Origin of the sequence: Sphingosinicella sp. (assembly GCF_052388015.1) — a bacterium.
Lineage (GTDB): Bacteria > Pseudomonadota > Alphaproteobacteria > Sphingomonadales > Sphingomonadaceae > Allosphingosinicella.
The window spans coordinates 1-16,392 of the sequence record NZ_JBQTIN010000168.1 but is presented as its reverse complement, the minus strand read 5'-3'; the positions used below and the strand labels follow the sequence as shown (position 1 = coordinate 16,392).

The window sequence follows — 16,392 nt, the reverse complement described above, 5'->3', positions numbered from 1 at the left end:
GCGATGACCGAGCCGGGTGCGGGATCGGACCTGCAGGGCATCCGAACCACCGCGATCGCGGATGGCGGCGATTATGTCGTCAATGGCTCAAAGACCTATATCACCAATGGCCAGCATGCCGATCTGATCATCGTCGCCGCCAAGACCGATCCGAGCGAGGGCGCGAAGGGCATTTCGCTGGTGCTGGTGGAGTCGGATCGCCCCGGCTTCCAGCGCGGGCGGAACCTCGACAAGATCGGCCTGCACGGCCAGGACACGTCGGAGCTGTTCTTCCAGGACGTCCGCATCCCCAAGGGCAATCTGATCGGCGCGCCCGGCATGGGCTTCGCCTACATGATGAACCAGCTCCCGCAGGAGCGGCTGCAGATCGCGGTCGGCGCCCAGGCTTCCGCCCAGCGGGCGTTCGACGAGGCGGTGAGGTTCACCAAGGAGCGCAAGGCGTTCGGGCGGACCGTCTTCGAGTTCCAGAATACCCGCTTCACCCTCGCCGATTTGAAGGCCAAGCTCCAGGTCGGCTGGGCCCATCTCGATTGGGCGCTCGCCCGGCACATGACCGGCCAGCTCGCCGCCGACGAGGCGAGCGCCGCCAAGCTCTGGCACACGGAGCTCCAGTTCGAGGTCTGCGACGCCGCGCTCCAGCTCCACGGCGGCGCCGGCTATATGAACGAATATCTGATCGCCCGCCTCTGGCGCGACGCCCGGGTCACCCGCATCTTCGGCGGCACCAACGAGATCATGAAGGAAGTGATCGGCCGCGCGATCTAGGCTTTGTGCTCGCGTTGGAAGGCCACCGCGGCACCCAGCAGGCCGGGCTCCTCCGTCGTCGCGAGCACGACCGCGGTGCGCTGCATCCGATCCCGATATCGCCCTTTGGCGGTGAAGCGGGCCTCGAACGCCGGCGCGCGGAGCAGAGGGGCGATGCGGTTGGCGAGGCCGCCGGTGATCGCGACCCCCATCGATCCCTGCGCCAGCGCGATGTCGCCGGCCGCCGCGGCGAAGCAGCGGATGAAAATCTCCAGCGCGCGCGCGGCGATGGCGTTCTCGCCGCGCATCGCCGCGGTCCATAATTCGCCGGCTTTCATCGGATCCCACTCGCCGCCGCCCAGATAGCGGTGGATGTCGATCAACCCCGGCCCGGACACGATCCGCTCGACCGAGGCGCGGCCGTAGCGGGCGACGAGCGCGTCGGCCAATCCCTCTTCCTCCGGGTCGAGCGGCGATAAGCCGATATGAGAAGCTTCGGTCTCGATGATACGCACCGCTCCGTCGCGTTGATCGAGGATCGCGACACCGAGACCTGTGCCAGGCCCCATCACGGTGACCACGCCGTTTTCCGGCAGCTGTTCGGACCCGCAAAGCGGGATCAGCTCGTCCCGGCCGAGGATCGAGACCGCGTGCGAGACCGCGCCGAAATCGTTGAGCAGAGTCAGCCGGTCGAGTCCGAGATCGTCGGCGATCGTGTGGCGCGGGATGCGCCAGTCGTTGTTCATGAAGCGGAGCATTTCGCCCTCGATCGGCGCGGCGACGCCGAGCGCCGCGTCGCGCGGCAGTTCGCCGCCTTCTTCCGCCGCGAACTTCGCCCATGCCGCGGCCAGCCCCGGCAGCTCGCGCGAGCGGTAGCGCCGCATCGGCTCGACCTGCGGGCGCTGCCCTTCGCTCAGCTCCGCGATCGCGAGGCGGCAATGCGTCCCGCCGATATCGCCGACGACGATGCGGGTCACCGGTTGCGCCGCCCTTCGATCAGCGCGTCGACCAGGCTCGGATCGGCCAGCGTCGAGGTATCGCCCAGCGCGCCATAATCGTTTTCGGCGATCTTCCTCAGGATGCGGCGCATGATCTTGCCCGATCGGGTCTTGGGCAGCGCCGGCGTGAAATGGAGCAGATCGGGCGACGCGATCGGGCCGATCTCGCTCCGCACCTGCTGGCGGAGTTCTCCCTCCAGCGCGCCGCTCGGCTCCACGCCCACATTCAGCGTCACATAGGCGTAGATGCCGGTGCCCTTGATGTCGTGCGGATAGCCGACCACCGCCGCCTCGGCGACCAAGGGGTGGGAAACCAGGGCGCTCTCCACTTCCGCAGTACCGAGCCGATGGCCCGAGACGTTGAGCACGTCGTCCACCCGGCCAGTGATCCAGTAATAGCCGTCGGCGTCGCGGCGGCAGCCGTCGCCGGTGAAATATTTGCCTTTGTAGGCCGAGAAATAGGTTTGCACGAAGCGCTCGTGATCGCCATAGACGGTGCGCATCTGGCCGGGCCAGGAGCGGGCGATGCACAAATTGCCTGAGGCTTCGCCCTCCAGCAGCTTGCCCTCGCCGTCGACCAGTTGCGGTTCGATGCCGAAGAACGGCCGGCCGGCCGAGCCCGGTTTCATCGCATGCGCGCCGGGCAGGGTGGTGATCATGATCCCGCCGGTCTCCGTCTGCCACCACGTATCGACGATCGGGCAGTTTTCCTCGCCCACGACACGCCAGTACCAGAGCCAGGCTTCGGGGTTGATCGGTTCGCCGACCGTGCCGAGCAACCGGATCGACGAGCGGTCATGCTTCTTCACCGGCGCCTCGCCCTCGCGCATCAGGGAGCGGATCGCGGTCGGGGCGGTGTAGAAGATGTCGATCTTGTGCCGCTCGACCACGTCCCAGAAGCGGCTGGAATCGGGCTAGTTGGGCACGCCCGCGACCATGAAGCTGGTCGCGCCGTTGGCGAGCGGGCCGTAAACGACATAGCTGTGGCCCGTCACCCAGCCGACATCGGCGGTGCACCAGAAAATCTCGCCGGGCCGATAGTCGAAGACATAATGGAAGGTGGTCGCGGTCCACACCGCATAGCCGCCGGTCGTGTGCAGCACGCCCTTCGGCTTCCCGGTCGAGCCCGACGTGTAGAGGATGAAGAGCGGGTCCTCGGCACCCATCGGCTCGCAGGGGCAGTCGCCCTCGGCGGCAAGTTCCTCAAGCCAATGGTCGCGGCCGGGCCGCATCGCCACGTCATTGCCGGCGTGGCGTACAATCAGCACCGCCTCGACGGGTGACGGCTGCTCCAGCGCGGCGTCGACATTGGCCTTGAGCGGCACCAGCTTCCCGCCGCGCGTTCCCCCGTCGGCGGTAACAACCAGTCTGCTGCCGCAATCCTCGATCCGGCCGTGCAGCGCTTCCGGCGAGAAGCCGCCGAAGACGACGCTGTGGATCGCGCCGATCCGCGCGCAGGCCAGCATTGCCACCGCCGCTTCGGGGGTCATCGGCAGATAGAGCGTGATCCGGTCGCCCTTGCGGGCGCCGAGCGCCTTCAGCGCGTTCGCCATCCGCACGACTTCGGTGTGCAGCTCGGCATAGGTCAGCCGCCGCGTGACGCCGGGCTCGTCCCCCTCCCAGATGATCGCGACCTGGTCGGCACGATCGGGCAGATGCCGATCGACGCAATTATGACACAGATTGAGAATACCGTCCTCGAACCATTTGATTTCCACCGGATCGTAGGACCAGTTCGCGATCCTTGCCGGCGCCTGATTCCAGTCGATCCGCCGCGCCTGCTCGGCCCAGAAGCCGTCCGGATCTTCGAGCGATCGGCGATAGAGCGCCGCATATTGCTTGGCGGTGCAATGCGTGTCCCGGGTCGCGCTTTCAGGGGGCGGGATCGTCTCGGCCATGGCGTCGGCATAACCCCGGCGCGGAACGGAAACCAGCCGCGGCGGTTGAACTGAGAGTGCAACGGCCTATCTCGGCAGAGGCGCGGGGGGTCGCGTTCGCGTTGCGGCGCGGCCATCGTTTCGGTAGCGCACGGTCCGCCTTGCGGCGAGATGCCGTATTAGCTATATAATACAGCCTGAGTTTGTGTGGGATTTGAGAACGCCGCATCGTGACGACTATCGCCATCTCTGACGAACGGCCTGACCTGCTGGCGTTGCTGCGCGACCATTGGCGCGCCGGCGTCGCCTCGCTGCTGATCGCGGTGCTTTTCGTCATCACGCTGGTGGGCATCGTTCGCCGCGATCCGTCCGCAGACGCCGCTTTCTATGCCGAGGCGGCGGCAACGCCGGCGGTGCGCGAGGAGCTGCGCCGTGCGACCCTTGCGACCTCGGCGACCGCGCTGCGCCAGGTCAGCGTGCAGGACGCGCTGGCGATCAACGAGTCGATCCCGACCGCCAATGTCGCCAATCCGGCCGCGCGGCCCTTCCTGATGAACGGCGCAGGCGATGCTGAGCGGCTCCGCGCGCTCGATTGCCTGACCGCCGCCATCTATTATGAGGCCGCCAACGAATCGACCGACGGTCAGCGTGGCGTCGCGCAGGTGGTGCTGAACCGCGTTCGCCACCCCGCTTATCCCTCGACGGTTTGCGGCGTCGTCTTCGAAGGCGCGCGGCGCTCCACAGGCTGCCAGTTCAGCTTCTCCTGCGACGGCTCGCTCCGCCGCACACCGATGCCGGCGGTGTGGAACCGGGCGCGTACGGTCGCCGATGCGGCGCTGAATGGCTTCGTCTATGCGCCGGCCGGCTGGGCGACCCATTATCATGCCAATTATGTCGTGCCTTACTGGGCCTCGAGCCTGGTCAAGACGGTCACCGTCGGCGCCCACATTTTCTATCGCTGGCGGGGCGGCTGGGGCCGGCCGCCGGCCTTCCTGAACCGCTATCGCGGCGCCGAGCCGGCGATCGCCTGGCGCGGCGGCTTCGGCCAGCCGACGATGCAGGAGCGGGCGCTTGCCGCTGCGGCCGGCGGTGATCGGGACGCGCTCGCGGCGGCGGCCGCGCGGGAAGCGATGGCGCAGGGCGGCTCGGTCGACAGCTTCCAGCGCGCCGTGCTGCGCCGCTACGAGCCGATGCAGCGCGGCGCGGCGACCGAGCTCGCCCGCGAGCAGATCCGCGCCAATCCGGCGATGACCAACAGCCAGCGCTGGGCGCTGACCGGCGATGATCAGCAAGCCGCGGCTCCGCAGCAGCGCCCGCTCGGCCGCTGGGCCGCGCCGTCCGCCGACGAGAATCCGCCGCCGGCGGTCGTTGCCCCACCCGCGCCGGGCGGCGCCGCGCAGACACCATTGCCGCTCGACTAGCTGTCGCGTCGCGTCCCGGCGCGATAGGATGAGGCGATGAACCCGATCTTCGCCGAGCAGCCGACATCGATCTTCGAGCATATGTCCGGGCTCGCCCGCACCCATGACGCCGTGAATCTGGGCCAGGGATTCCCCGATTTCGGCTGGCCCGACGATGTCGTCGCCAAGGCGGCCGAGGCGCTGACCTCCGGCTCGAACCAATATCCGCCGATGCGCGGCCAGCCGGCGCTGCGCGCGGCGGTCGCGGCTTATTACGGCCGCCGACAGGGGCTGGCTGCATCGCCCGATCAGGTCGTCGTCACGTCCGGCGCAACCGAAGCGATCGCCGCCAGCCTGCTCGCCCTCATCACGCCCGGCGACGAAGTGGTGCTGATCCAGCCCCTTTACGACGCTTATCTGCCACTGGTTCTGCGCGCCGGAGGCATGCCGCGCCTTGCCCGGCTGACGCCGCCCGGCTGGCGGCTGACCGAGGAGGCGTTGTCGGCCGCGTTCACGCCCCGCACGCGCCTCGTCCTGTTCAACAATCCCCATAACCCCACCGCCCGCGTGTTCGATCGCGAGGAGCTGGCGATCCTCGCCGATTTCTGCATCCGCCACGATGCGCTGGTGCTATCGGACGAGGTCTGGGAGGAGCTGGTCTTCGACGATGCCGCGCACGTCCCGCTCGCCGCGCTGCCCGGCATGGCCGAGCGGGTGGTGAAGGTCGGGTCAGCCGGCAAGATCTTCTCGCTGACCGGCTGGAAGGTCGGCTGGGCGGTGGCGCCGCCGGCGCTCGCCGAGACGATCGCCAAGGCGCACCAGTTCGTCACCTTCACCACCGCGCCGAACCTGCAGGCGGCGGTCGCTTACGGTCTCGGCAAGGAAGACGGCTATTTCGAGCGGACGCGCGCCGCCTTCTCGGTCGCGCGCGATCGGATGCGCGCCGGGTTGGGACAGGCAGGCTATTCCGTGCTGCCGGCCGAGGGCACCTATTTCATGACCCTCGATCTCGCCGCCTCCGGCATTGCGCTCGACGATCGCGCCTTTTGCGAGCGCGCCGTCGCCGAGGCCGGCGTCGCCGCGATCCCGCTCTCCTCGCTTTATGCCGAGGCGCCGGTCGACACGACGATCCGTGTCTGCTTCGCTAAGACCGACGCGACGATCGACGCCGGGGTGGAACGGCTGGCGACAGCGCGGCGGCTATTCGCGGTCTAGCTCGCCGTCCCGATAGCGGGTTTCGATGAAGCGGTGCTCGACCACGAAGCTGGAATTCCGGCACGCGTCGAGGTTGCGGCAGATCTCGGCCAGCTCGTCGGCGACGATGTCGAGGCTTTCGCTGATTCGCCGGCTATTCTCCGATGCGGCGCCGCGCTCGCCTGGCGGCAGCGCCAGCCAGGAATCGACCAGCCGCGGCAAATGGCCGCCGATCAGCCGGCGGGCCTCGCCCGCGATCGGCTCGTTGGCCCGCAGATTGGCGAGATGCGGCTGCAGCTGGCTCAGACGCGCCAGGATCTGGTCGGCCGCCGGCAGTGCCGCGCGCGGCAGGTCTGACGCGCGGTCGGCCAGATATTCGCCGCAACGGTCGGCGAGCGTGGCGAGCGGCATGCGCTGCAGCGCCTCCTCGTGCGAAATCGCCGGCTCGCGCCGCCGCGAGCCGCGCGTCGGGAAGCTGAGGCTGACCAAAGCGGCGAGGAAGAAGGCGGGCAATGCGATCAGCCAAGTGAAGAACCCCACCGAGGCGCCGGCGATGCTGGCGATGATCAGGGAGAAGATCAGGCCGATGAAGATGATCGCCGCGCGCCGTCCCCGGCCGAACGCCTCGCCGAAGCCGCGCCGCACCCGGCGCATATGCGCCTGACGCGCGGCATTGCTGCCGATCTGCCGCATCAGGAAGTCCTCGGTCTCGACGAGGACGCGCTCCAAATCCCTGCTCATTGCGGCGGGGCGGTCTCCCCGCCGTCCTTGTAGCGGCTCTCGATGAACCGCCCTTGCGTCTCGAACGCGTTGAGGTCCTCGCGCGCCAGCCGCCGGCCAAGATCGTCGAGCGCCGAATTGGCCGCATCGAGCCCCTGGATCAGGCGCTGATCGACCGTCAGCCCTTCGCCGTCCCGCTCGCCGCGATAGGCTTCGGGCACGCGCTCGTAGCGCTCGATCAGCTCCGGCAGGTGCTTGCCCATCAGCCGCCGTGCGTCCTGCGCCAGCGGGTCGAGCTGGTTGGTGTCGCCGAGCCGGCTCTCCAGCAGCGGCAGCTGGCGGCTGATCGCGTCGATCCGGCTGGCCGCCGGGGCGGGAAGGGCGGGCCGCTTGCGATCGAGCAAGGTGCCGAGCCGCTGCACCACCGCATGGTTCGGCATGTCTTCCTTATAATCGACGATCGGCCGCTCGCCCGGCCACATCGAGAAGGTGATGACGGCGAGGAACATCAGGCTGAACACGATGAACAGGCCGGTCAGCCCGATGCCATTGAGGATGAGGCCCGCGATCACCGCGCCGGTCAGGATCACCGCCGAGGCGATGGAGATGTTGGCGACCTTGCGGCCGATCGCCAGCGCCCCGCGCGACACCTGCCGCGCCGCCGCCTCGCGCGCCGGCGCGCCGCGATCGATGCGGCCCATCACCTCGTCGAAGCGGGCGATCGCCTGGTTGACCTGGCGGGACGTGCTCATCGGGCCGGGCTAGCCCTCCAGTGCCGTGAACGGGCTTTCGGCGGTGGTGCCGATCTGGCGGTTCTGCTCGACGCCTTCGGCGCGGGCGATATAGCCCTTGCTCTTCTCGACTTCCTTGCCCAGCGTCTCGACCGTCTGCTTCATGTTGCCGAGCGCCTCGATCTTGAAGCGGTCGATCGTGTCCATCGTGTCGTAGATGTTCTGGAAGGCGCGCTGGAGCGTCTCCAGCGGGATGGTGGCGCTCGCGGCCTGCTTGTGAATCTCGCCGGTCTGGCTCTTGAGCAACTCGCCGGTCCGCTCGATCATGTTCGCGGTCGTCGTGTTGAGCGCGGTGATCTGGTTCAGCACCAGCCGCTGGTTGGTCAGCGCCTGGGCGACCGTGACCGCCGTGCGCAGCGCCGAGACGGTGGTGGTGGAGGCGCGGTCGACGCCCTTCACCAGCTCGACATTGTTCTTCTTGACCAGATCGAGCGCCAGATAGCCCTGCACGGTCACCGCCATCTGGGTCAGCAGATCGGTGGTCCGCTGGCGGGTGTAGAACAAAGCGGTCTCGCGGATCGCCTTGGCTTTGGCCGGCTCGGTCGCGTCGAGCTCGTTCGCCTTGTCCTCCAGCTTCTGGTCGAGCGTCTTGGAGATGTGGATCATCTGCTCGAGCTTGCCCATCGTCTTCCACATATTGGCGCGCTCGACGTCGATCGCCGCATTGTCCTTGAGCAGCTCGTCCTTGCCGGAGCCCAAAGCGTTCAGGATCGACGCGATATGGGTCTGCGCCGACTGGTATTTCATGAAATAGCCGCGCAGCGAATTGCCCCACGGGATGATCCCGAACAATTTGCGCGGCTTGACGCCCCGGCCGGGGTCGAGCTCCTCGACCGTCTTCCTGAGCTCGGTCAGGTTCGCGCCGATCCCGGTGTCCTTGTCGATCGCCTTCACCGGCCGGTCGAGGAAGCGATTCGAATGGCCCGCCGCTTCCATGATTTCCCGGCGGCCCATCGTCGTCAGCTGATCGACCTTCTTGCCGAAATCCGGCGAATTGGCGTCGAGCGCGACCAGCTCGTTGATGAAGCCGTCGACCTTCTCCTCCAGCTCGCTCTTCTGCTCGTCCTTGAGCGGCACCAGGCCGGCGGCCTGGGCGGGCGCCACGTTCTGCAGCGCCGCGGGCGGGTCGAGCGTCAGCGTGCTGGCGGTCTCGGTCGTCGTCTCGGTCTGGGTGGCCATGTTAAGTCCCCGTCTCCTTTGTCCGCGCGAGATTGGGGGTTCGCGCCCCCAAGCGCAAGGGAGAAAGTGTATTATTTCACTAAGTCACCGTGTCCGACGCCCGCCTCGCCGACCGCCGACGCCAAGCTCGGCGAGCAGGTGTTCCATCCCGTAGGCGTGGCGCAAGGCGGCGGTGACCGCGGCGGTGGTAACGAGCACCGAGCGGTTGACCTCGGGGTCATAGCCATAAGCGTTGCGCTGGGTGAGGACGGTGGAATCGAAGTTCGCGCCGACGATCTCGCCCGCCGCATTGACCGCCGGCGATCCGGACGAACCGCCGATCGTGTCGGTCGAAGCGGAGACGTTGAGGACGGTATCGGCCGGGATGCGCGGTCGGGCGGCGGCAAGGCGCGGCGCGAGGTCGAAGGGTTCGGCCCCGGTCGCTCGGGCCCAGAGGCCGGCGAAGGTGGTGCGCGGCTCGACGGTGCGCCCTTCGCTGGTCCAGCCGCGAATGCGGCCGTAAGTCAGGCGCAGCGTGCCGGTCGCGTCGGGATAGAGGCTGGTGCCGTAGGCCGCGAAGCGGGCACGGGCGAGTGCCTCGCTCGCCCGGTCGGTCGCCGCCTGGACCCGGTCCTCATAGTCGCGCCGTGCGCCGCGGGTGACCGGCTGGATCGCGAGCACGAAACGAATCAGCGGATCGTCCGAGGCCTCGACGGCGGCGAGGCCGCCCTCCCACAGCGCCCGGCGCACCGCCGGGTCGCCCAGCCGCGTGCCGGACATTACCCGCCGCGCCAGCGCCTCGGGCGATTCATCGCCGAGCAGCCGGCGGATGCGCGGATCGTCGACGGTCAGAATCTCGCGCGTCTTTTCCAGCCACCAGCTCAGTTGCAGCGTATCGAGCGCCGGATAGGTCGGCCGCTCGGCGAGCACCTGGCGCTGCACGGCGGGCAGCCGCGCCTCGCCATATTCCGCCAGCCGCTCGGCGCTTGGACGCGCCCGCTCCTGCGCCGCGCGGACGATCTGGTTGGCCCAGGTGAACAGCTGCGACCCGCCGGCGGCCCGCGTTTCGAGCATGTAGAAGGCGGGATAGAGCCGGCGCGTTTCGGCTTGCAACGCGGCGAGGTCGGCCCAGGGATCGCCGATCTCCCGCGTCAGCTCGGCATTGCCGGCGACGCGGCGGCGGAAATCGGCCTCCGCCGCTTCGCGACCCGCCATGAAGCGCGCGTCGATCAGCGCCCGCATTCGCCCGATCCCGCGCTTGTAGCTGTTCTCGATCCCGCTCAGCGCGTCGGCCGCGATGAACCGGTTCTCGGCGCTCTCCTCGCGGAACCGGATCAGCCGCCCGCGCAGCTCGGACCAGATCAACTGCTCGAGCGGCAGCGTCATGTCGCGCACCGTCATCAGCTGCGCCTGGGTTAGCAGCCGCTGGGTGGCGCCGGGGCTGCCGGCGACGAAGACCGGCTGCTCCGGCGTCGGCGGCGCCTCGGTCCAGCGGAAATGGTTCGGCGTCGAGACCGGCGCGTCATTCTCGTAGATTCGGATCAAAGCCGCATCGAGGCCGAAGCGCGGGAAGCTGAAATTGTCGAGGTCGCCGCCGAACGCCGCCGCCCGATGCTCCGGCGCGAAGGCCAGGCGGACGTCGGTGTAGCGGCGGTAGGTGTAGAGCTTGAACTGGCCGCCGCGATAAAGGGTCACGACCTGGCAGCGGCGGGTTTCGTCGCGGCCGCAGGTCTCACTCTCGATCCGTCCCGCCTCGGCGTCGCGCGCCTGGGTGAAGGCCTGGCCGGAAAGGCCGCGCCCGGCCGCCTGCATCCGCGCCGTCACGTCGTCGATACCGGTCAGTACCTCGATGATCATGCCGGGGCACCGACGCTCCTCGGCGCGGCTCGCCGGGGTGAAGCCGAGCACGGCATAGTCCCGTTCCGGGGTCGAGAGGTTCGCGACGCAGGTGGCGACGCAATGCTCGTTGGTGAGGATCAGCCCTTCGGCCGAGACGATGCCGGCCGAGCAATTGGACGTCCGTGCCGACGCCATGCGCACCCGGTCGAGCCAGGCTTGGTCGATCCGCGTGCCGAGCGCCCGGTTTGCCGCCGCGATTGGGAAATTGTCGAAGGTCCACATACCTTCCTCGGCGGCAGCGGCGGTCGAGGCGAGCAGCAGGGATACGAAAAGGATGCGGCGCATGGGCAAGCTCCGGGGCAGGTTCGGCGTTCGCCTAGCACCGCCCGGCGACCGCCGCCATGCGCCCTTGCTCGGGCTTGCCTATCGCTGTGCGCGGGTCGCGTCGGCGACGATCAGGCTCGCCATCGCGGCCGCCGCCCGCGCCATGCTGCCCGAGAAATGCTCGCGGCTGACCTTGCGCAGCGCCGCCTCGCCGTGCCGATCCACCGGCGCCGGCGCGTAGAGAAACTTGCGCCCATGGCGGTAGCGGACCAGCACACCCTTGACTTCCAGCCGGCGCAGCATCGAGCGCACCGCTGCATTGCTGATCGGATCGGGCAAGGCGGTCTGGATCTCGGACGCGCTTGCCTCGCCGAGCCGGCTGACGATTCCAGCGAGCTGTCTTTCCCGCGGCGGCAGCCGCCGCAGCAAGGCGGGGTCCGCGTCCTCCGTATCGATGATGGGGGAGAGCATGATCGCCTCGAAAGAACGCCGACCCTCGGCCCGGAATGACGGCCCGCCCGCGGCTGCGCCATGACCGCTCGTGCTTATGACTTGATCGGGCTTGCGTTTTTCGACCGGTAACGCGTCGATTTCGATCAAATGCCTGCTACAATTGTAGCGAGTAAGCTGGCGTTCAGCTTCGCCGCGCAACATTGTCGATGCCTGACAGGGAGAGCATGAATGGCGTTCTTCTCGCCGCTGGAACTGCTTCCGATCGCGCAGCTCACCCCGGTTCCTTTATGCCATTCGGACGGTCTCGATATCGCCAAGCCTTCGACCCGGCGCGACATCTTTCGGCGGCTCGAGCGCGCCCGCGCCCATCTTCACGATCATCTCGACCGCAGCGTCGCGCTCGCCGAATTGGCCTCGGTCGCGCGGCTCTCGCAATTCCATCTCGCCCGCTATTTCAAGCGCGCGTTCGGGGAGGCGCCCGTCTCCTATCACCGCGCGCTCAGGCTGGAGCGGGCGGCGCGCTTCCTGGCGGCGGGCAGGGGCTCGGTCGCCCAGGCGGCGGAGCTGATCGGCTATTCGGACGCGGTCGCCCTGAGCCACGCCTTCCGCAAGCATTTCGGCGTGCCGCCGCAACGTTATGCGATGACGGCGCGCGAGGCCGGCTAGACGTCCGGCAGGGTCTGCGCCGCTTCGCCCCAGCCCTTGAGCGCCCGGCTCGCGGCGCGCTCGATCAGGGTCTTTCGATTCTTGACGGTGAAGGCGTTGCCGCCGGCGAAATCCTCCAGCTCGTCCCAGTTGATCGGCGCGGCGACCGGCGCGTTATCTCGCGCCCGGGCCGAATAAGGCAGGATCGCGGTCGATCCGCGCTGGTTCCTCAGATAATCGATGAAGATCTTCCCCGCGCGCTTCGCCTTCGAAAGCGTCGCGGTGAAGCGCTCCGGCTCGGCCTCGGCGAGCGCCATCGCGAAGCGCTGGGCGAAATCCTTGACCGCCGGCCATTCCGCGTCCGGCATCAGCGGCGCGATGATGTGCAGGCCCTTGCCGCCGGTCAGCATCGGAAAGGTGGTGAGGCCGATGTCGGCAAGATGACGGCGGATGTCGTGCGCCGCTTGTCTCACCTTGTCGAAGCCCAGGCCCTCGTCCGGGTCGAGATCGAACACCAGCCGGTCCGGCCGCTCGACATCGGCGACTTGGCTGCCCCAGCCGTGGAACTCGATCGTTCCCATCTGGACGCAGGTCAGCAGCCCCGCCGCGTCCTCGACATAGAGATAGTCTTCCGTGCCGCCGTCCTTCTCCTTGATCGGGACGTGATGGACGTGGGGCCCGAAGCTGCCGCTGTCATGTTTCTGGAAGAAGCATTTGCGCGCCCGGCCCTGGGGGCAGCGGACCAGGCTGACCGGCCGGCCCGCCAGCCATTCCAGCATCAGCGGCGCAACCGCGCGGTAATAATCGGCGAGGCCGCCCTTGGTGACTTTCGACTCCGGGAAGATCATCCGGTCCGGATTGCTGATCTTCACCTCATCCGCCGCCTCGGCCGGCGCGGCCGCGGCCGTCTCCTTCACCACCTGCTGGGCCGGCTTGTCGCCGCGAAGGCCGAGGAAGCTCGCATGGCGGACGACATTGTCGGCCGTGAACTCGGCGAACGCAATCTCCGCGACCAGTTTCGGCTTCACCCAGCGCGCGCCCCGCGCCTCGGCCCGCGGCACTTCGACCGGCGCCGTCTCGACGGCAAGCGCATCCAGTTTATCGCGCAGATCGTTCTGCGTCGCCTGGCTGAAGCCCGTCCCGACCTTGCCGGCGTAACGCAGCCTCCCACCCTCGTTCAGGGCCAGCAGCAGCGACCGAAACCCGCGCCCCTTCTTGTCGCTCGGCGTCCAGCCGATGATCACCAGCTCCTGCCGGTTGGTGCATTTGACCTTGAGCCAGCTCTTCGTCCGCGCGCCGCGATAGGGCGCGTCGGCCTTCTTGGCGATCACGCCCTCCTGGCCGGCGGCGCACATCGCGTCGAACAAACGCTCGCCCTTGCCGACGACATGATCGGCATAGAGGATGAAGGGCGGCGCGCCCGTGCCGAGCGCCGCCGCGAGCCGCGCCTTGCGCTCGACATTGGGCCGTTTGGCCAGATCCTCGCCGTCGATCTCCAGCGCGTCGAACAGGAACAGGGTCAGGCCGCGCCCGCCATTGCCGATCGCCTCCTGCAGCGCGGAGAAATTGGTGCTGCCCTTGTCGTCGACGCTTACGATCTCGCCGTCGAGCAGCGCAGACCCAACGTCTAGCCCCGCCGCTGCCTCGCCGATCTCGGGAAACTTGTCCGTCCAGTCGAGCCCGGTGCGCGTGAAAATACGCGCCGCGCCGCCCGCCACGGCGAGCAGGCAGCGATAGCCGTCATATTTCATCTCGAAGAGCCAGCCCGCGCCGGCCGGGACGTGATCGACGAGCGTCGCCTTTTGCGGCTGCCGGAACTTCGGCATTTTGCCGCCGGCAGCGCGCTTGGCCGACGCTTTCCGGCGCGATGCCTTCTTTCCCTCGGCGATCTGAGTCAGCGTCCGCCCCGTCTCGACCGAGGTCAGATGCACGTCCGTCAGCCCGGTCGAGCTGCCGGCGAAATCGTCGTCGACCTTCTTCAGGATCCAGTACTCGTTCCGCTCCTTGCCGCGCGGTTTCATCCGGAACATCACCCATTCGCCCTTCATCCGCTCGCCATGGAGGGTGAAGTGGAGATGACCGTCCCTGATCGTCTTCGCCGGGTCCTTGCCCGGCTCCGGCTCCCAGGTGCCGCGGTCCCAGAGCATCACCGTGCCGCCGCCATATTGGCCTTTCGGGATCGTGCCTTCAAACGTCGCATAGCTCATCGGATGGTCTTCGGTGCGCACCGCGAGCCTATTGTCGGCCGGATCGAGGCTCGGCCCGCGCGTCACCGCCCAGCTCTTCAGCGTCCCGTCCAGCTCCAGCCGGAAATCGTAATGGAGCCGGGTCGCGTCATGCTTCTGCACCATGAAGATGCGCTTCCTGGCGCGCTTGGCAGCGACCTTGCCGGCCGGCTCCGCAGTCTTCGCGAAGTCCCGCTTGCGGTTATAGGTGGCGAGCGGATCGGCCTTGGGCGCCATAGTCGATCAGCGGCTCGCCGCTCGCTTCCGCGCCGGCGCGGTCTTCTTCGCGGCCACCTTCTTCGCCGGTGCCTTGCGCGCGCCCGGCTTTTCGATCGACCGCTTCAATGCCGCCATCAGGTCGATGACGTTGGAGCCGCGCGGCTCGGGCTCCTCCTCCTCGGCCTCGATCCGCTTGCCGGTCTTGCGCTTCTTCGCGATCAGCTCCTTCAGCGCGTCGACATAGCGGTCGTGGAACTTGTTCGGGTCGAACTTCGCGGTCTTCCGGTCGATCAGCGCGCCCGCCATTTCGAGCAGCTCCGCGTCCGGCTTGGCATCGCCGATGTCGCGGAAATAGCCCTGCGCCTTGGTGACCTCGTCGGCATAGCGCATCGTCTCCAGCAGGATGCCGCGGCCGCAGGGCTTCAGACTGACCATATATTCGCGGCCGCGCATCGCGAGCTGGCCCAAGGCCACCTTGCCGCTGCTTTTCAGCGCCTCGCGCAGGACGATGAACGCCTCCTCGGCGAGGTCGTCCGCCGGCACGACATAATAAGGCCGCTCGTAGTAAAGCGGGTCGATCTCGCCGGAATCGACGAACTGGGTCAGCTCGAGCGTCTTCTTGCTCTCGAGCTTCACCGCCTCCAGCTCCTCCTCGTCGAAGGTGACGTAATGGCCCTTCGAATATTGGTAGCCCTTGACGATGTCCTCGGCGTCGACGGGGCCGATGCCCGGCACGACCTTCTCATATTTGATCCGTTTTCCGGTCGGCTCGTGGATCTGGTTGAACGCGATCGTCGCGCCGCTCTTGGTCGCCGAATAGATCTCGACCGGGATCGAGACCAGAGCCAGCCTGATCTGCCCCTTCCAATATGCGCGCGCCGCCATGTCTGCCTCCGAATCGTGCCGCAGGCGAGTCAATCGACGGGAGAGGGGAGGGTTCCCTCCTGGTCGCGCGATTGCAGGCTGCGCCGCGCGAGGCCGATCGCGCCGACGACGCATCCGCCGAACAGCGCCCCTTCGAGGCCGCTCGTCACGATCTGGCTGATCGGGCCGAAGCCCTCCTCGCCGAACAGGCCGCCGATCGCGTCGAGCCGCAGGCGCGAGCCCGGCAGCTGGCTGGCGAGCAAGGCCAGGCTGCCGCCCATCAGCCGGCCGCCGAGCAAAGCGATCAGCACGCCGCCGCCGCCGCCGGCCAAGGCGGCGAGGGCGACGCCGCGGCGAAGCGATCGGCCGCCGGCCGCCAACCATGCCCCGACCCCGACCGCGCCGCCGAGCAGCACGCCTTCGCCCGCGCCGGTGATGTCGCCCGGCGATTGGCCGAGCAAGAGGTTGAACGCGTCGAGCCCGAGCAGCTTCACGACGCCGCCCACGACCATGCCGCCGAGCGCGCCCCCGGCGATCGCCCAGAGCCGCGACCGGGCCAGACCCGCCGCTGCGATCCCGAAGCTCACCGCAGCGCCGCCCATCCGCGCCGCCGCGGTCGTCAGCCAGAGCAGGAGCAGCACCACCGAAACCGCCCCGCTGCCCGGCGCCGCCGGAACCGAGGCGGCGGCGAAACCGTAGGCAAGCCCGCCGATCACGCCCGCAAGCCCGGCCCCGATCGTCCCTGCGCCGCCGAGCAGCAGGACACGCCGCCAGGAAGTCATCTCCCTTCCCCTTGATGGGGAGGATGGGTGGGTTCGGATCGCCCCGCGATCCGAAGTCCCGTCCGGGGAACGGGACGACCCGCCCATGGGGTGGGCTGAACCTTCAAGGCCCGCGGAAGCGTCAGCGCCGAACGGCTCAACCGTCGCGACGAACCGATA

Annotated in this window: 13 protein-coding genes and 1 pseudogene; 4 read left to right on the top strand and 10 right to left on the bottom strand. The window is 68.3% G+C overall.

Going from position 1 to position 16,392, the window contains the following annotated elements; all coding sequences use genetic code 11:
* Positions 1-765, top strand: a 765-nt coding sequence (locus tag ACT4N3_RS13515) for an acyl-CoA dehydrogenase family protein (protein ID WP_444855749.1), incomplete at its 5' end; no start/stop codon positions are given.
* On the opposite strand, the gene ACT4N3_RS13510 is transcribed toward ACT4N3_RS13515, so the two are convergent.
* Complete coding sequence (locus ACT4N3_RS13510; protein ID WP_444855748.1) at positions 762-1,721, bottom strand: glucokinase; 960 nt, start codon at positions 1,719-1,721, stop codon at positions 762-764. The genes ACT4N3_RS13515 and ACT4N3_RS13510 overlap by 4 nt on opposite strands.
* Positions 1,718-3,640 (bottom strand): annotated as a pseudogene (gene acs / locus ACT4N3_RS13505) (acetate--CoA ligase). The gene ACT4N3_RS13510 and the pseudogene acs overlap by 4 nt, the downstream one beginning before the upstream one ends.
* 209 nt (positions 3,641-3,849) lie before the next feature.
* On the opposite strand from acs, the gene ACT4N3_RS13500 reads away from it, so the two are divergent.
* Positions 3,850-5,040, top strand: a complete 1,191-nt coding sequence (locus tag ACT4N3_RS13500; RefSeq protein ID WP_444855747.1) for a cell wall hydrolase — start codon at positions 3,850-3,852, stop codon at positions 5,038-5,040.
* A gap of 36 nt (positions 5,041-5,076) precedes the next feature.
* On the top strand, positions 5,077-6,234 hold the full coding sequence (locus tag ACT4N3_RS13495) for an aminotransferase (RefSeq protein ID WP_444855746.1): 1,158 nt from the start codon (positions 5,077-5,079) through the stop codon (positions 6,232-6,234).
* Here the strand turns inward: ACT4N3_RS13495 and ACT4N3_RS13490 are convergent.
* From ACT4N3_RS13490 to ACT4N3_RS13470, 5 genes are all read right to left on the bottom strand, one after another.
* Positions 6,220-6,954, bottom strand: a complete 735-nt coding sequence (locus ACT4N3_RS13490) for a hypothetical protein (protein ID WP_444855745.1) — start codon at positions 6,952-6,954, stop codon at positions 6,220-6,222. The two genes, ACT4N3_RS13495 and ACT4N3_RS13490, sit on opposite strands and share 15 nt — an antisense overlap.
* Positions 6,951-7,685: a hypothetical protein gene (locus ACT4N3_RS13485; protein WP_444855744.1), complete on the bottom strand. Its 735-nt coding sequence runs from the start codon at positions 7,683-7,685 to the stop codon at positions 6,951-6,953. Before ACT4N3_RS13485 ends, ACT4N3_RS13490 begins: the two co-directional genes overlap by 4 nt.
* 9 nt (positions 7,686-7,694) lie before the next feature.
* A complete protein-coding gene (locus ACT4N3_RS13480) occupies positions 7,695-8,903 on the bottom strand; it encodes a toxic anion resistance protein (RefSeq protein WP_444855743.1) in 1,209 nt (402 codons plus the stop codon).
* An 84-nt stretch (positions 8,904-8,987) separates the two neighbouring features.
* A complete protein-coding gene (locus ACT4N3_RS13475; RefSeq protein WP_444855742.1) occupies positions 8,988-11,066 on the bottom strand; it encodes a S46 family peptidase in 2,079 nt (692 codons plus the stop codon).
* A gap of 78 nt (positions 11,067-11,144) precedes the next feature.
* On the bottom strand, positions 11,145-11,516 hold the full coding sequence (locus tag ACT4N3_RS13470; protein ID WP_444855741.1) for a BlaI/MecI/CopY family transcriptional regulator: 372 nt from the start codon (positions 11,514-11,516) through the stop codon (positions 11,145-11,147).
* A 210-nt stretch (positions 11,517-11,726) separates the two neighbouring features.
* On the opposite strand from ACT4N3_RS13470, the gene ACT4N3_RS13465 reads away from it, so the two are divergent.
* Positions 11,727-12,164, top strand: a complete 438-nt coding sequence (locus ACT4N3_RS13465; protein WP_444855740.1) for a helix-turn-helix domain-containing protein — start codon at positions 11,727-11,729, stop codon at positions 12,162-12,164.
* On the opposite strand, the gene ligD is transcribed toward ACT4N3_RS13465, so the two are convergent.
* The 3 genes from ligD to ACT4N3_RS13450 are packed head-to-tail and all read right to left on the bottom strand — an operon-like array spanning position 12,161 to position 16,233.
* Positions 12,161-14,605, bottom strand: coding sequence for a DNA ligase D (gene ligD, locus ACT4N3_RS13460; protein ID WP_444855739.1), 2,445 nt, complete (start codon positions 14,603-14,605; stop codon positions 12,161-12,163). The two genes, ACT4N3_RS13465 and ligD, sit on opposite strands and share 4 nt — an antisense overlap.
* A gap of 6 nt (positions 14,606-14,611) precedes the next feature.
* Complete coding sequence (ku, locus tag ACT4N3_RS13455) at positions 14,612-15,472, bottom strand: non-homologous end joining protein Ku (protein ID WP_444855738.1); 861 nt, start codon at positions 15,470-15,472, stop codon at positions 14,612-14,614.
* 29 nt (positions 15,473-15,501) lie between these two features.
* Positions 15,502-16,233, bottom strand: coding sequence for a hypothetical protein (locus ACT4N3_RS13450; RefSeq protein WP_444855737.1), 732 nt, complete (start codon positions 16,231-16,233; stop codon positions 15,502-15,504).
* Between the last annotated feature and the right edge of the window lie 159 nt (positions 16,234-16,392).